Source organism: Pseudonocardia sp. TRM90224 (genome assembly GCF_021245725.1).
GTDB lineage: Bacteria > Actinomycetota > Actinomycetes > Mycobacteriales > Pseudonocardiaceae > Pseudonocardia.
On the sequence record NZ_JAJGSX010000069.1, the window covers coordinates 1 to 15,117 of the forward strand.

Here is a 15,117-nt window from a genome sequence, read left to right on the forward strand (position 1 = left end):
CTCATCACGGCATCATGACCACACACTGACCCGCACGGTGTCGAGCACGAACTCCACCACTCAGCGGGACGTGACCGTCTCGCCCGACACGTGCCCCGCAGAGCCGTCTCGCGCACGTGTTGGCCGACCCTGCAAGCGGGATGAAAGCGAGATTTCGTCGCCGCACCCGATCCTCTCGGTAGGTCCGTTCCTTTTGATCAACTGGAGGATGTCATGAAGCGTCGGGTGGAACTGCTTTCAGACTCGCTCCTGCAGCTCGTCGTGCCGAAGACCGAGGCGGCGGCAGCCAGCTGGTGGTTCGTCTCGTGCGGCTGCATCCGGGACGTGGACAACTACAGGTTCCGCTGGTGGAAGCTCTGCTGGGACGGCGGTTGCGGAATATGCGAGCAGTTCGAGGCCTGCTGAGTCCGTCCCAGAGCGTCGACAACGACGTTCTGGCTGTTTGTGAGCGCTACCACCAGCCAGAACGTCGTTGTCGACGGTCCAGGCGGGGGCGGGTGTTGACCCGCCCCCCACCTCCGTGTCATCTTGGCGTCGCGTTGATATATCAGTTGCCGACAGAAGATATGACGCCCGAGGAGATACTTTGAGCACCACCCCCCGCGTCGTGATCATCGGAGCCGGGATCGTCGGGGCGAACCTGGCCGACGAGCTCACCCAGCGCGGATGGGAGCAGGTCACCGTCCTCGACCAGGGGCCGCTGCCGCTGACCGGCGGCTCCACCTCGCACGCGCCGGGGCTCGTCTTCCAGACCAACGCGTCGAAGACGATGACCGGGTTCGCCACCTACACCGTCGAGAAGCTGCTCGGCCTCGACGTCGACGGGGCGTCGTGCTTCAACCAGGTCGGCGGCCTGGAGGTCGCCACCACTCCGGAACGGCTCGCCGACCTGCACCGCAGGCAGGGCTGGGCCACGTCGTGGGGTGTGCCCGGCGAGGTCGTCGGGCCGGGGGAGTGCGCGCGGTTGCACCCGCTGCTCGACCTCGACCAGGTGCTCGGCGGCTTCCACACCCCCACCGACGGGCTGGCCAAGGCCGCCCGCGCGGTCGAAGCGCTGATCCGGCGCGCCGAGTCGCGCGGCGCCAGCTTCCGCGGCTCCACCCGCGTCGTCGGGATCAACCACGAAGCCGGCCGGGTCACGGGCGTCCGCACCGACGACGGCGACGTGCCCGCCGACATCGTGGTGTCCTGCGCCGGCTTCTGGGGCCGTGAGCTGGGGAAGCTCGTCGGGATGCGGGTGCCGCTCCTGCCGCTCGCCCACCAGTACGTCCGCACCGGGCAGGTCGCCGAGATCGCCGGCAACACCATCGAGGCCCGCCTCCCGATCCTGCGCCACCAGGACCGCGACCTCTACTACCGCGAGCACCACGACTGCATCGGCATCGGCTCCTACGCCCACCGCCCCATGCCGGTCCGGATGAGCGAGCTGCCCGAGGTCGGCGACGTCGGCGAGTCGGCCATGCCCTCGATGCTGCCCTTCACCGAGGACGACTTCGCGCCCTCCTGGGAGGACAGCAAGCAGCTGCTGCCGTCGCTGCGCCGGGCCAAGGTCGAGACCGGGTTCAACGGCATCTTCTCCTTCACTCCCGACGGCGGCCCGCTGATCGGGGAGTCGCCGGACGTCGCCGGGTTCTGGATCGCCGAGGCCGTCTGGGTCACCCACTCCGCCGGCGTCGCGCGTGCGGTCGCGCAGCTGCTTGTCGACGGCCGCAGCGAGATCGAGCTGCACGGCTGCGACGTCGCCCGCTTCGACGAGATCGAGACCACCGACGCGTACGTCGACGAGACCTCGCAGCGCAACTTCGTCGAGGTCTACGACGTGCTGCACCCGCTGCAGCCCAGGCTCTCTCCGCGCGACCTGCGGGTCAGTCCGTTCCACGACCGGCAGCGCGAGCTCGGCGCCGTCTTCCTGGAGTCGCACGGCTGGGAGCGGCCGCACTGGTTCGAGGCCAACGCACCGCTGGTCGACGAGCTGCCCGCCGAGTGGCGGCCGCCGGCGCGCGACGCCTGGTCTGCGATGTTCCACTCGCCGATCGCCGCCGCGGAGGCGTGGAAGACCCGCACCGCCGTCGCGCTCTACGACATGACCGCGCTCAAGCGCCTGGAGGTCGCCGGCCCCGGCGCGCTGGCGTTCCTCGAAGGGCTGACCACGGGGAAGATGGACAAGTCGGTCGGTGCGGTCACTTACACCCTGATGCTCGACGCCGCCGGCGGGATCCGCAGCGACCTCACCGTCGCGCGCCTGGGCGCCGAGCTGTTCCAGGTCGGCGCCAACGGCAACCTCGACCTCGACCACCTCCGCCGCCTCGCCCCGGCCGACGTCCAGGTCCGCGACATCACCGGCGCCACGTGCTGCATCGGCGTCTGGGGGCCGAAGGCGCGCGCCCTGGTCCAGCCGCTGACCAGCGATGACTTCTCCAACGACGGCCTGAAGTACTTCCGCGCCCAGCGCGCGCACATCGCCGGCATCCCGGTCACCGCTATGCGGCTGTCCTACGTCGGCGAGCTGGGCTGGGAGATCTACACCAGCGCCGAGTACGGCCGCAAGCTGTGGGACGTGCTGTGGGCGGCCGGCCGCGAGCACGGCGTGATCGCCGCCGGGAGGGCCGCCTTCAACAGCCTCCGGCTGGAGAAGGGCTACCGCTCATGGGGCGCCGACATGACCAGGGAGCACAACCCGTACGAGGCCGGCCTCGGGTTCGCCGTGCGGCCGCAGAAGGGCGAGTTCGTCGGGCGGTCAGCGCTGGAAGGGATCTCCGCCGACACCGTGACCCGGCGGCTGACCTGCCTCACCGTCGACGACGGCCGCAGCGTGGTGCTCGGGCACGAGCCCGTGTTCGTCGACGGCGAGCCCGCGGGGTATGTCACCTCGGCCGCCTTCGGGCACACGGTCGGCAGGCCCATCGCCTACGCCTGGCTGCCCGCCGTCGAGGTCGGTACCTCGGTGGAGATCCAGTACTTCGACCGCAGGGTGCGGGCGACCGTGGCCGCCGAGCCGCTGGTCGATCCGGAGATGACCCGAATCCGCCGGTGAGCCGCTCAGATGATCGCCCGGACGGCCTTCTCGAAGCCGAGCACGTGCTCGCGGGCGAGGCGCTCGGCCTCCGGGGCGTCCTGCTCGGCGATCGCGCGCAGCAGCTCGACGTGCTCGCCGACGTGCCGGTCGAACTCAGGCATCCGGTCGAGGAACAGGCAGAAGATCCGGGTGGCGAGGTTGTTGTAGCGCACCAGCACGTCCTCGAGGTGCGCGTTGCCCGCGGCCCGGTAGATCGCCCGGTGCACCCGCAGGTCCCAGCGCATCAGCTCGCTGCGTTCGAGCGTGTGGACGTCCAGCCGTTCGGTCGCCCCGGCCAGCTCGGCCATCTCCGCACGGACCGCGGCGCCGGCGGTCTCGGCCGCCCGCCGGGCGGCGAGCGGTTCGAGCTGCACCCTGATCTCGGAGATGGAGGCGAGGTCCGTGATCTCCACGCCCGTCGCGAAGGTGCCCCGGCGCGGGTAGGAGACAACGAGCCGGTCGAGCTCGAGCCGCTTGAGCGCCTCGCGCAGCGGGTCCGGCCCACCCCGGTCGTCCGCACCAGCTCGGCGTCGTCGAGCGGGGCCATCGGCGGGATCTCCAACATGATCAACCGGTCCTGGATCACCGCGTAGGCGCGGTCGGCCAGCGATTGCGGCGATTCGGGCGCGGTCGGCACGCGCCGATTCTACGTCGGACAGACGTACCTCTTGCCGAGCACTGACATATCAGCGCTGAGTACCAAGGAGTTCGCTGTGGCCCGTTCCTTCACCCTGACCCTGAGCTGCCCGAACCGCACCGGGATCGTCCGCGCGGTCAGCGCCTACCTCTTCGAGCACGGCTGCGACATCGGCGAGTACAAGCAGTTCGACGACGCCGTGCGCGACCGGTTGTTCCTGCGCACCCAGGTGACGTCCGGCTCCGACGTCGATCTCGACGCGATGGCGGCCGGCTTCGGGTCGGTGGCCGCGGACTTCGAGATGGACTTCCGGTTCTCACCCGCCGAGCCGGTGCGGACGCTTGTGATGGTGTCGAAGCTCGGGCACTGTCTCAACGACCTGATCTTCCGCTGGCGCGCGGGCAGCCTCGGGGCGGAGATCGTCGCCGTGGTGTCCAACCACGAGGACCTCCGCCCGATGGCCGAGGCGGCCGGGCTGCCGTTCGTGCACGTCCCGGTCACGCCCGAGAGCAAGCCGGAGGCCGAGGCCCGCCTGCTCGCGCTGATCGACGAGTACGCCGCCGAGCTGGTCGTCCTGGCCCGCTACATGCAGGTCCTCTCGGACCAGACCTGCAAGGCGCTGCACGGCCGTGCGATCAACATCCACCACTCGTTCCTGCCCGGGTTCAAGGGCGCCAAGCCCTACCACCAGGCCTACGACCGCGGGGTGAAGCTCGTCGGGGCGACCGCCCACTACGTCACCCCCGACCTGGACGAGGGCCCGATCATCGAGCAGGAGGTGATCCGGATCGACCACAGCTTCGACCCCGGCGCGTTGCAGACCGTCGGCCGCGACGCCGAGGCGCTCGCGCTCTCCCGTGCGGTGCGCTGGCACTGCGAGCGCCGGGTGCTGCTCAACGGGCACAGCACCGTCGTCTTCCGTTGACCCTGCTCAGGGGCTCGCGAGCAGCTGCAAGCGGGCGAAGATGTCGTCGGCGGTGTGGGCGAGCGCCACGGCCGCCGACCGGTACTCGGCGGGGCCGAACCGGTCGCCCCGCCCCGAGACGCTCAGCGTGCCCGCGATCTGCCCGCTCGCTCCGCGCAGCGGCACGGCGACGGCGTTGAGGTCGGCCTCGAACTCGCCCTGCGTCACCGCCCAGCCGCGGTCGCGCACCCTGCTGAGCTCGGCGACCAGTGCGCCGCGCGCGATCACCGTGCGGTCGGTGTAGCGCTCCCGCGGGCGGTCGAGCGCCTCGTGCAGCGCCTCCGCGCCGAAGCTCGCCATGAGCACCTTGCCGCCTGCCGTGGCGTGCAGGGGTGAGCGCAGCCCGATCCAGTTCCGGTCCGTCGGCGGCTCCTGCACGACGGCCGTCGCGTACCAGCCTTCGAGGACGCTCACGCTGACCGTGCCGGAGAGCTCGGCCGCCAGCTGCGCGCAGAACGGGCGGCTCTCCGCGGCGATGTCGAGCTGTGCGGCGGTCGCGCCGGCGAGGCGGACGATGCCGAAGCCGAGGCGGTACTTGCCGCGCCCACCTGCGGGTTCGACGAGCCGGTGGCGCTCCAGCGCGGCGAGCAGCCGCGACACGGTGGACTTGTGCACCCCCAGCTCTTTGGCCAGTTCCGTCGCGCCGGACGGCCCACGTCGCGCGAGCAGCGGCAGGATCGACAGCGCCCGATCGACGGCCTGCGTCGAGGTCCGACCGTCCGGGCCGGCGTCGTTGCCGGCGGTGTGGTTGCGCATTCTGCAACTCCGAACTCGATGCCGACGAACCGGGCGTCGACGATTGACGGAGAGCGTGCCGCACTCTCATCCTCTGTTGCGAATGGTATGACGAGTTCCGCGATAGGCAACAGGAGCGAACGATGATCTATGTTGGCGCCGTCTCGGACATCCCTGATGGCGAAGCCGTCAAGGTGCAGGGCAGTGTGCCTATCGCCGTCTTCCACGTCGAGGGCCGGCTCTACGCCATCGACGACACCTGCACGCACCAGGACGCCTCGCTCGCCGACGGCTGGGTCGAGGGCTGCGCCGTCGAGTGCCCGCTGCACGCGGCCTGCTTCGACCTGCGCACCGGCCTGCCCAGCGGGCCGCCGGCGAAGAAGGCCGTCCGAACCCATGCGGTCGTCGTCTCGGACGGGGAGATCTGGGTCGAGGAGTCGGTTGCTGTCGAGCCCCGGTTCCCGGTCGGTGCGGGCGCGAGCGAGCACGCCTGATGCGTGCCGTCACCGTCGTCGGCGGCTCGCTCGCCGGGCTGACCGCCACCCGAGCCCTGCGTGATCAGGGCTTCGACGGCCGCATCGTCGTCGTCGGCGACGAGCTGCACACGCCGTACGACCGCCCGCCGCTGTCCAAGGAGTTCCTGGCCGGCACGCAGTCGGTCGACGACCTCGCCCTGACCACACCGGAGGACACGGAGCTCGCCGCCGAGTGGCGCCTCGGGCGGCGGGCCACCGCGCTCGACGCCGCCGAGCGGACGGTTGTGCTCGACGACGGCGAGCGGATCGTCGCCGACGCCGTCGTGCTGGCCACGGGGGCACGCGCCCGCCCGCTGCCGGGACCGATGCCGGCCGGCGTGCACGTCCTGCGCACGCTGGACGACGCGGTTGCGCTGCGCGCCGACCTGGTTCCCGGCGCGCGGCTGGTGGTGGTCGGGGCGGGTTTCATCGGCTCCGAGGTCGCCTCGACGGCGGCCGGGCTGGGGCTCGACGTCGACTTCGTCGCCAATGGCGCGGTGCCGCTCGAACGCGCGCTCGGCGCGGACGTGGGCCGGTTCTGCGCCGGGCTGCACGCCGCGGCGGGGGTGCGGCTGCACACCGGCTGCGGGGTTGCCGGGGTCGTCGGTTCGGATCGGGTCACCGCGGTCCGGCTGACCGACGGCCGGGAGTTGCCGGCCGACGTCGTTGTGGTCGGCATCGGCGCGCTCCCGAACGTCGAGTGGCTCGCCGGTTCCGGTCTTGCACTCGACGACGGTGTGGTCACCGACTCGGCCGGGGCGACCTCGCTGCCCTCGGTCGTCGCCGTGGGGGACTGCGCCAACTCCCACCGCAGCTACACCGGCGGCATGCTGCGCCTGGAGCACTGGACGAACGCCGTCCAGCAGCCGGTCGGCGCCGTCGCCGCCCTGCTCGGCCGGGTGCACACGCCCGCGCCGCACCACGAGGTGCCGTACTTCTGGTCGGACCAGTACGGGCACCGCGTCCAGTTCGCCGGCCACCGCACGCCCGACTGCCAGGTGGAGATCGTCGAGGGCGATCCCGCGGCGGCCGACTTCCTCGCCCTGTACCTCGACCCGTCCGGCTCGCCGGTAGCTGTGCTCGGGGTCGACCGCGCCCGCTCCTTCGGCCGGATGCGCCGCAGGCTCGGCGACCGGCTGACCGTCGCGACATGACCGTGACCGCGACCGCGCCCACCACATGTGAGAGGACCCCGTGAGCACCGTCGAGACCGCCACCAGCCTGATCCCGACCCTGCCCGGAGCGCACTACACCGACCCCGCGATCTTCGAGCTGGAGCGCTCGCGGATCTTCCAGGCGAACTGGTTCGCCGCCGCCCGCAGCAGCGACCTCGCCAAGCCGGGCAGCTTCCGCAAGGTCGACGTCGGCGGTGAGAGCGTGCTGCTCGTCCGCGGTCGCGACGGCGGCGTGCGGGCATTCCTAAACGTCTGCCGGCACCGCGGGGCCCAGCTCTGCGTCGAGCCGGAGGGCACGCTGCGCAACAAGATCCAGTGCCCGTACCACGCCTGGACCTACGGGCTGGACGGTGCGCTGATCGCCGCCCCGAACCTGACCTCGATGGCCGACGTGAACCGCGCCGAGTACGGCCTGCACACGGTCACGCTGCGGGAATGGCTCGGCACGATCTGGGTCTGCCTCGCCGACGAACCCCCGTCGTTCGAAGCGACGGTGCAGGCGGCGGTGACCGACCGGCTCGGCGACCCCGCCGCGATCGACAGGTGGGCGATCGACGAGCTGGCAGTCGGGCGCCGGATCGTCTACGACGTCCGGGCGAACTGGAAGTTGATCGTCGAGAACTTCATGGAGTGCTACCACTGCGCGACGATCCACCCCGAGCTCACCGAGGTGCTGCCGGAGTTCGCCGACGGCTACGCGGCCCAGTACTTCGTGGGCCACGGCGCCGCCTTCGGCGACGACGTCAGCGGCTTCACCGTCGACGGCAGCGCCGGTTTCGAGACCATCGAGGGCGTCGGCGCCGAGCACGACCGCCGCTACTACGCGATCACCGTGAACCCGCAGGTCTTCATCAACCTCGTGCCCGACCACGTGATCTTCCACCGGATGTACCCGATGGCCGTGGACCGCACGATCGTCGAGTGCGACTGGCTGTACCCGCAGGACGTCATCGACAGCGGCCGCGACCTGGACCGCTCGGTCGAGCTCTTCCACCGCGTCAACCAGCAGGACTTCGACGCCTGCGAGCGCTGCCAACCCGCGATGTCCTCAAAGGCGTACGCCGCGGGCGGGGTGCTGGTGCCCAGCGAGCACCACATCGGCGAGTTCCGGGACTGGGTCGCCGCTGCGGTGGGGCGCCGCACTAGCGTTCAGCTCGAGAGGAAGTAGCTGTCGTGCTCGACGAAGAACGCGGCGCGCTGCTCGTCGTCGAGGTCGCCGAGCTGCGTGATGCCCTCGAAGTACTCCTCGCGGGGTGCTCCGGGGGCGAACAGCATGAGCATCGACGCGGGCGCGCCCGACTCGTTGCGGAACGCGTGCAGCCCGCCGACCGGGACGTAGAGGTAGTCGCCCGCGGTCGCGTCGATCCACCGGTCGCCGTCGAAGAGCCGCATCGTCCCGGAGAGGATGAAGAACGACTCCGACATGGCCCGGTGGAAGTGCGTGCTCGGGCCGCCGAACTCGGGCCCCATGTCCACCCTGTACAGGCCGTACTCGCCGCTGGTGGACGCCGTGGTGGACAGGTAGTGGTAGCGGGTCCCGGTTGCGACGGTCGGCCCGTCGGAGGTGACGGGTGTCGAGACGAAGTCCGGTGGGGCGGTGACCGGGCGGAAGGTCGCGTTGATCTCGCCGGCGTCCCCGAAGTAGCGGTCGGGCGGGTACGACATCAGTTCTCCCGGCCGCGGTCGAGGAACTCGCGGACGAGCGCGACGATGGTGCTCGGGTCGGCGAACCAGTCCATGTGGCCCTCGCCGGGGAGCTCGACGAGACGGCTGCCGGCGATCCCTTCGTGCAGCCGGCGGGATCCGTCGATCGGGATCATGGCGTCGTCGGCGAACCCGATCACCAGCGTGGGCGCGGTGATCGCGGGGAGCAGCTTCGTGACGTCGGCGTGCAGGCCGGCGTCGATCTGGCGACCGATACCGGGCGGCGGCCACTCGTCCGCGAGCGACGCGGCCAGGCCGTCGTGGCCGAACCGGTCGATCGCCGCGGCGCTGAAGCCGGTCAGCGTCGAGAAGCGCTTGAACAGCTCGCGGTCGGAGTCGAGCAGCGCCCGCCAGGTCTCGAAGTAGAACCGGTCGCGCGGACCGTTCGAGTCGGCCCAGCCCCCGACGAGGACGAGCCGACTCACGAGGTCGGGTCGGGTGGCAGCGACCGCGGCCGCGGCGACTGCACCGAGCGAGAACCCGAGCAGGGTGACCGGGCCGTCGACCGCGTCCTGCGTGGCCGCTGCCACCTGCTCGGCGATCACGTCGACCGTGAGCTCGCCGCCGCCGTCCGTGGTGGCGCCGCTGCCGCTGAAGTTGGGTCGGACGACGGTGTTGGTGGCGGTGAAGTGGTCGACGACGTTGCCAAACACCTTCTCGGCGTCGCCGCCGGTGCCGTGGACCAGCACGAGGCCGGGCCCCGTGCCGTCGACGAGGTAGTGGACCGCCGCGTCGGCGACCGTCGTGGTGGGCATGTCGCTGCCTCCAAGTAGCTCAGTGCTGGTTAGATGAGCGCTAAGCTAACTCGCGATTGAGTGGGCGTCAAGTAAGTGAGCGCTGAGATACTTGAGGGAGTGAGATGTCGGACGCGGTGGCGGCGGTGCTGGAGCAGTGGCGTCGGGAACGGCCCGACCTCGACCCCTGGCCGATCGGCGTGCTCGGCCGAGTGATGCGGCTCTCCCGGCTGTGGGACAAGGAGATCAAGGACTTCCTCTCCGGGCACGACCTCGAGCCCGGCGAGTTCGACATGCTGTCGACGCTGCGCCGGGCCGGTGAGCCGTTCGAGCTGACCGCCGGGATGTTCCTGAAGTCGTCGCTGGTCACGACGGGTGCGGTCACCCTGCGGGTCGACCGGATGGAGGCCAAGGGTCTGGTCAGCAGGGTGCGTGACGACGGGGACCGGCGGTCGGTGAAGATCCGGCTGACCCCGCGCGGCCGCGACGTCATCGACAGCGTGCTCCCGCTGCACCTCGCCAACGAGGCGAGGCTGATGGAGACCCTCGACGCCCAGGAGCGCGACCACCTCGCGGCGACGCTGGAGCGCCTCCTCGAAGCTGCGGGCGACGGCCAGGCATGACTCAACGTCGACAACGACGTTCTGGTCGTTTGTTAGCGCTCACAACAGCCAAAACGTCGTTGTCGACGGTCAACGCCGGCCGTGCGCCCGCAGCTTCCGTGCCACGTACCGGGCGTCGCGGCCGACCCCGTGCAGGGCGGCCGACAGGATCGTGCGCTGGTACTCCAGCCCGATGAAGGCGAGCCCGGGATGGGTGAGCGACAGCCCGTTGCGGTGCCGCGGCCGGCCATCCGGGCCGAGGGCGCCGAGCCCGCGCAGGTAGCCCAGGGCCGGTCGGTAGCCGGTCGCCAGCAGCACGACGTCGACGTCGTCGCGGGACCCGTCCGGCCACTCGACGGTGCTGCCGTCCGCTCCGGTGGGCATGGCGCGCCACCCGGGCCGGCCGGCCTCGATCGCCGCGCGGTACGCCGCTGTGTCGATGACGGGGACGCCGCTCGACCGGATGAACCGTCCCGCCGGGATCCGGGACGCCACGGACAGCACGTTCCAGAAGCGGGAGTCGCCGGGGATCGGTTTGCTCGTGGCGTAGCGGATCGGGCCGCGCCCGGTGATCGTCACGTTGGTGTGCTCGGCCAGCTCGACGGCGATCTGCACCGCGGAGTTGCCGCCCCCGACCACGACGACCCGGCGGCCCGCGAACGGTTCGGGGCCCCGGTAGTCGGCGGCGTGCAGCAGCCGGCCGGTGTAGCCGGCGAGCGCCGGGATCTCCGGGCAGTGCGGATTGCCGAACTGTCCGGTCGCGGCGACGACCGTGGCCGCCGGCAGCTCGACGCCGTTGTCGGTGCGGACGAGGAACCCGCCGTCGATCCCGCTTTCTGGGGCCGTGACCGCGCTGACGCGGTGACCAGTGCGGACCTCGCAGTCGAGCCGGGCAGCGCAGTCGCGCAGGTAGTCGGCGACCTCGTCGCGCCCGGGGTAGCGGTGCGGGTCGCCGGGGAACGGGTGGTGGCCGGGCAGCGTGTTGAGGCGGCCGGGGCTGAAGAGTTTGAGGCTGTCGTAATAGTGCGGCCAGGATCCCGTCGCCGCGGGGCCGGCCTCCAGCACGAGCGGCTTCAGGCCCTGCTCGCGGAGTGCGCCCGCGGCGGCGATGCCGGCCTGGCCCGCACCGATCACGATCACGTCGTCCACGGGCCCACCTTCGGACATCCTGCGTCAACCGGACAAATCGTTTCGAGCGGACGGCACCTGGAGGTCTCCGAGCGTCGCCGCGGCTTCCGCGAGCGCGGCCAGCACGGCGATCGTGGCGGGCGGGTCGGGCGGTTCGCCGTACGTCGCCGCGAAGATGCGCTGGTGGGAGCCCGGCAGCTCGCTCGCCACGATCCCGTCTAGGCGGTGGGCCCGCAGAGCCAGCCCGGGGCTGGTCGTCACCCCCAGACCGGCGCCCACCAGCGCCTGCATCACCACCATGTCCTCGGTCGTGTAGCCGATCTTCGGTTCGAAGCCCGCGTCGGCGCACATGGCCACGAGGTGTTGGCGGCACCGGTCGCAACCGGCGATCCAAGTGGCATCACGCAGGCTGTCCAGCGACGTCTCTGGGCGGGTGGAGAGCAGGTACAGCGCGTCGTCGAGGAGGTGGACCAGGCGGACGTCGCCGGGCTCGGGTCGGGTCTCCTCGTAGCGGAAGATGATCGCGACGTCGATCTTGCCGGCGCGCAGCAGCTCCAGCGCCTCGGGTGGTTGGGTGTCGGTCAGATCGACCTGCAGGCCGGGATACTTGCTGGTCAGCGCGGCTATCGTCGCCGGGACGAGCGAGCCGATCACGGAGTGGAACCCGGCCAGCCGCACCCGTCCGGCGCTGAGCCCGACGTGCGCGGCGAGCTCGGAGTCGGCGGCGTCGATGCGCGCGATGATCTCGGCCGCGCGGGCCGCCAGCAGCTGTCCCGCGGGGGTGAGTCGGACGCCGCGCCCGGCCCGTTGCAGCAGCTGCGCGCCGGTCTCGGCCTCGAGCCGGGCGAGGTGGTGGCTGACCGTCGGCTGGGTGTAGTGCAACGCCTTCGCGGCGGCGGTGACCGAACCGAGCCGCGCGACGGCGTCGAGGACGCGCAGCCGTGTGACGTCCAGCATTGATCGAGCATATCTATGGCCCGCTATCAAGCTTGGCATTAGACCGGATCCGAGCGTTGGTGGACGCTTTTCGCATCCCCAGGGCACCCCGAAAGGCCAAGGAGTACCAACCATGTCACTCGCCCGCGTCCACAACTTCGCGATTTCACTCGACGGCTATGGCACCGGTGAGGGCCAGGACGCCGACCACCACTTCGGGCACGCCGGCGAGAGGCTGCACGAGTGGATGTTCGCCACCCGGTGGTGGCAGGCCGGCGGTAGCGGAGGCGTCGACAACGCCTTCGTCCAGCAGCACGGCCCCGGCATCGGCGCCGAGATCATGGGCGCCGGCAAGTGGGGCCACCCCGGATGGCAGGACGACCCGGACTGGAAGGGCGCGTGGGGCCCGAACCCGCCCTTCCACACGCCCACCTTCATCCTCACCCACCACACGCGCTCGTCGATCGAGATGGAAGGCGGCACCACCTACCACTTCCTGGACGCCTCGCCCGCCGAGGCGCTCGAGACCGCCCGCAAGGCGGCGGACGGCAAGGATGTCCGCATCGGCGGCGGCGCCACCGTGATCCGCGACTTCCTCGCGGCCGGGCTGATCGACTTCATGCACCTCGCGGTGGTCCCCATCGTGCTCGGCCGCGGCGTCCGCCTCTGGGGGGAGGAACTCGAAGGGGTCGAGAAGGACTACGTGGTCGAGACGATCTCCGCGCCGAGCGGGGTCACGCACGTGACGTTCACCCGCAAGGGCATCTGACCGCGCCCAATCTCCCCACCGTTTTGGGCACATGCGCGCGTTTTCGGCGCGCATCCACCCAAACGGTGGGGAAGTTCGGGTTACGGCTGCGCTCTGTCGCGCAGGTAGGTGAGGGTTGCGAGCACCCGGCGGTTGCGGTCTTCGCCGGGCGCGAAGCCGAGCTTGGTGAAGATGTTGCCGATGTGCTTGTTCACCGCGGCCTCGGTGACGACGAGCCGCGCGGCGATGGCGGCGTTGGAGTAGCCCTCGGCGACGAGGCCGAGCACCTCGCGTTCCCGGTTGGTGAGGGTCGCCAGCGGGGTGCTGCTGCGTTTCAGCAGCTTGCGGACGACCTGCGGGTCGACGACGGTCTCGCCCGCCGCCACCCGGTGCAGGATCGCGAGGAACTCGTGCACGTCGCCGACCCGGTCCTTCAGCAGGTAGCCGACGCCGACCCCGCCGCCGGAGTCCAGCAGGTCGGAGGCGTAGCTGGTCTCGACGTACTGGCTCAGGGCCACCACGGGCAGCTCCGGCCGGTCCTGCCGCAGCCGCACGATCGCCCGCAGCCCCTCGTCGGTGAAACCCGGAGGCATCCGGATGTCGGTGACGACGAGGTCGGGGTTGTGCTCGCCGACCGCCGCTACCAGCGCTTCCGCGTCCCCGACGGCCGCCACCACCTGGAACCCGAACCGGTCGAGCAGGGCCGCGAGACCCTCCCGCAGCAGGGCCCCGTCCTCGGCGAGGACGGTCCGGATCACCCGCATGGGAACTCCGCTCGCACGGTGGTGGGCCCGCCGACCGGGCTGGAGAGGGACAAGGTGCCGCCGAGGGCCGCTGCCCGGTCGGCGAGGCCGGTCAGGCCGCTGCCGTGCCGGGCGTCCGCGCCGCCGCGACCGTTGTCGGTGACCTCGACGGTGAGCACGCCCTGCCGGACGGTTGCCGCGACCCGGATCTCGGTGGCCCCGCTGTGCTTGCCCGCGTTGCTCAACGCCTCGGCGACCACGAAGTAGCCCGCGCCCTCCACCGCGGCGGACGGCCGCTGCGGGATCGTGCACTCGACGGTCACGGCAATGGCCGACCGGTCGGCGAGCTCCTGCAGCGCGCTCGGCAGCCCCAGGTCCGAGAGCGCCTGCGGGTGGATGCCGTGGATGAACTCCCGCAGCTCCGTCAGCAACAGTTTGGCCTGGTCGTGGGCGTTGGCGACGGACCCGGTGCCGGGTGCGTCCGGCGGCATCTCCACCTTCGCCAGACCCAGCTGCAGGATGAGGCCGACCAGCCGTTGCTGCGCGCCGTCGTGCAGGTCCCGCTCGATCCGCCGCCGTTCCACCTCGAACGCGGTGACCAGGCGTTCCCGCGACCGGGAGACCTCCACCAGCTCGCTCCGCAGCCGCTCGTCCGCCCCTGAGAGCAACGCCCTCGCCGCGGTCGCGTGCAGCCCGGCCAGCCCGGCGACGAGGTACAGCGTCACCGGGATCGACACCGCCCCGACCAGCGCGAACGGCGCCGCCTCCGCGACCGTGCGGACCTGCCCGAAGCCGAGCGCGAGCGGGCTCTCCGGCTCGACGAGCAGCGGGCCGGCGATCAGTGCGACGGCCATCGCCAGCGTCAGGACGATCGCCGCGCTCGGCAGCGCCGCCAGCGTCACGACAACCAGGTAGGCGAGCTCCCGCCACGTCGCGGGCTCGGTGTAGCGGCGGCGCAGCCTGCCGAGCCGGCTGCCGACGGTGGCGACGACGGGCGGCGATACGGGGTCGGCGTCGACGAGGCGCAAGCGCAGCCGTTCCAGCCGGGCCACCGGAACAGCGACGAGCGGGCCGCCGGCCACAAGCACGACCAGTCCCATCAACCCCACCAGCACCGTCTCCGCCGGCGCGGTCGGCTGGGCGCGGAGGAACCGGGAGGCCAGGTAGAACCACGGCAGGCACATCGCGGCGACGGCCATGCCGACCAGCAGCGACACCAGCGGCGTGCTCAGCACGTACGACAGACCGCGCCACGGCCACGACGTCAGGAGGAACCGACGGCGGGCCATCGCCTCCCAGATCGTGCGCACTGCCACGACGAACACCGTAGTGAGCGGCGCGGAGGTGGAGTTTTCTCCACCTCCGATTCGGCACCTAGGTGCAATGACTCCGATCGCCGCCTCGGGTTTGCTGGAGGCCACACCGAAGACGGAGGTCATCA

15 protein-coding genes and 1 pseudogene are annotated in these 15,117 nt (G+C 71.3%); 8 read left to right on the forward strand and 8 right to left on the reverse strand.

The features are described 5' to 3' along the window. The first annotated feature begins 213 nt into the window (after positions 1–213). Complete coding sequence (locus tag LL648_RS41560) at positions 214–405, forward strand: hypothetical protein (protein ID WP_232668488.1); 192 nt, start codon at positions 214–216, stop codon at positions 403–405. Between the two features lie 181 nt (positions 406–586). Beyond that, positions 587–3,034, forward strand: coding sequence for a GcvT family protein (locus LL648_RS41565; RefSeq protein WP_232668489.1), 2,448 nt, complete (start codon positions 587–589; stop codon positions 3,032–3,034). A 5-nt stretch (positions 3,035–3,039) separates the two neighbouring features. Here the strand turns inward: LL648_RS41565 and LL648_RS41570 are convergent. Next, positions 3,040–3,692, reverse strand: a pseudogene (locus LL648_RS41570) (GntR family transcriptional regulator). 76 nt (positions 3,693–3,768) lie between these two features. Between LL648_RS41570 and purU the strand changes: the two are divergent. Then, positions 3,769–4,617, forward strand: a complete 849-nt coding sequence (purU, locus tag LL648_RS41575) for a formyltetrahydrofolate deformylase (RefSeq protein WP_232668490.1) — start codon at positions 3,769–3,771, stop codon at positions 4,615–4,617. A gap of 6 nt (positions 4,618–4,623) precedes the next feature. On the opposite strand, the gene LL648_RS41580 is transcribed toward purU, so the two are convergent. After that, positions 4,624–5,412 (reverse strand): IclR family transcriptional regulator, encoded by a 789-nt coding sequence (locus tag LL648_RS41580; RefSeq protein ID WP_232668491.1) that lies wholly within the window; start codon positions 5,410–5,412, stop codon positions 4,624–4,626. 122 nt (positions 5,413–5,534) lie between these two features. On the opposite strand from LL648_RS41580, the gene LL648_RS41585 reads away from it, so the two are divergent. From LL648_RS41585 to LL648_RS41595, 3 genes are read left to right on the forward strand one after another with little or no spacing between them, the layout of a single operon-like run. Next, on the forward strand, positions 5,535–5,885 hold the full coding sequence (locus tag LL648_RS41585; protein ID WP_232668492.1) for a bifunctional 3-phenylpropionate/cinnamic acid dioxygenase ferredoxin subunit: 351 nt from the start codon (positions 5,535–5,537) through the stop codon (positions 5,883–5,885). Continuing rightward, on the forward strand, positions 5,885–7,060 hold the full coding sequence (locus tag LL648_RS41590) for an NAD(P)/FAD-dependent oxidoreductase (protein ID WP_232668493.1): 1,176 nt from the start codon (positions 5,885–5,887) through the stop codon (positions 7,058–7,060). Before LL648_RS41585 ends, LL648_RS41590 begins: the two co-directional genes overlap by 1 nt. 40 nt (positions 7,061–7,100) lie before the next feature. Next, positions 7,101–8,249 (forward strand): aromatic ring-hydroxylating oxygenase subunit alpha, encoded by a 1,149-nt coding sequence (locus LL648_RS41595; protein WP_232668494.1) that lies wholly within the window; start codon positions 7,101–7,103, stop codon positions 8,247–8,249. Here LL648_RS41595 and LL648_RS41600 read toward each other — a convergent pair. Next, positions 8,231–8,746: a cupin domain-containing protein gene (locus tag LL648_RS41600; RefSeq protein WP_232668495.1), complete on the reverse strand. Its 516-nt coding sequence runs from the start codon at positions 8,744–8,746 to the stop codon at positions 8,231–8,233. The two genes, LL648_RS41595 and LL648_RS41600, sit on opposite strands and share 19 nt — an antisense overlap. Continuing rightward, entirely contained in the window at positions 8,746–9,540 is a 795-nt protein-coding gene (locus tag LL648_RS41605) for an alpha/beta fold hydrolase (protein ID WP_232668496.1), read from the reverse strand. The genes LL648_RS41600 and LL648_RS41605 overlap by 1 nt, the downstream gene beginning before the upstream one ends. Positions 9,541–9,644: 104 nt before the next feature. Between LL648_RS41605 and LL648_RS41610 the strand changes: the two genes are divergently transcribed. Next, the gene (locus LL648_RS41610; protein WP_232668497.1) at positions 9,645–10,142 is read left to right on the forward strand and encodes a MarR family winged helix-turn-helix transcriptional regulator; all 498 of its coding nucleotides are present in this window, start codon (positions 9,645–9,647) and stop codon (positions 10,140–10,142) included. 69 nt (positions 10,143–10,211) lie between these two features. Here LL648_RS41610 and LL648_RS41615 read toward each other — a convergent pair whose 3' ends face one another. Together LL648_RS41615 and LL648_RS41620 are read right to left on the reverse strand one after the other, a co-directional pair. Then, positions 10,212–11,270 (reverse strand): flavin-containing monooxygenase, encoded by a 1,059-nt coding sequence (locus LL648_RS41615; RefSeq protein ID WP_232668498.1) that lies wholly within the window; start codon positions 11,268–11,270, stop codon positions 10,212–10,214. Between the two features lie 24 nt (positions 11,271–11,294). After that, positions 11,295–12,206 carry a LysR family transcriptional regulator gene (locus LL648_RS41620; RefSeq protein WP_232668499.1) on the reverse strand — a complete coding sequence of 304 codons (912 nt, stop codon included), beginning with the start codon at positions 12,204–12,206 and terminating at the stop codon, positions 11,295–11,297. Between the two features lie 112 nt (positions 12,207–12,318). Here LL648_RS41620 and LL648_RS41625 point away from each other — a divergent pair, with 112 nt between their 5' ends. Next, the gene (locus LL648_RS41625) at positions 12,319–12,954 is read left to right on the forward strand and encodes a dihydrofolate reductase family protein (protein WP_232668500.1); all 636 of its coding nucleotides are present in this window, start codon (positions 12,319–12,321) and stop codon (positions 12,952–12,954) included. A gap of 80 nt (positions 12,955–13,034) precedes the next feature. Here the strand turns inward: LL648_RS41625 and LL648_RS41630 are convergent, their stop codons facing one another. Together LL648_RS41630 and LL648_RS41635 are read right to left on the reverse strand one after the other, a co-directional pair. Next, entirely contained in the window at positions 13,035–13,688 is a 654-nt protein-coding gene (locus LL648_RS41630; protein ID WP_441344314.1) for a response regulator, read from the reverse strand. Further along, on the reverse strand, positions 13,688–14,992 hold the full coding sequence (locus LL648_RS41635) for a sensor histidine kinase (RefSeq protein WP_232668502.1): 1,305 nt from the start codon (positions 14,990–14,992) through the stop codon (positions 13,688–13,690). Before LL648_RS41635 ends, LL648_RS41630 begins: the two co-directional genes overlap by 1 nt. Between the last annotated feature and the right edge of the window lie 125 nt (positions 14,993–15,117).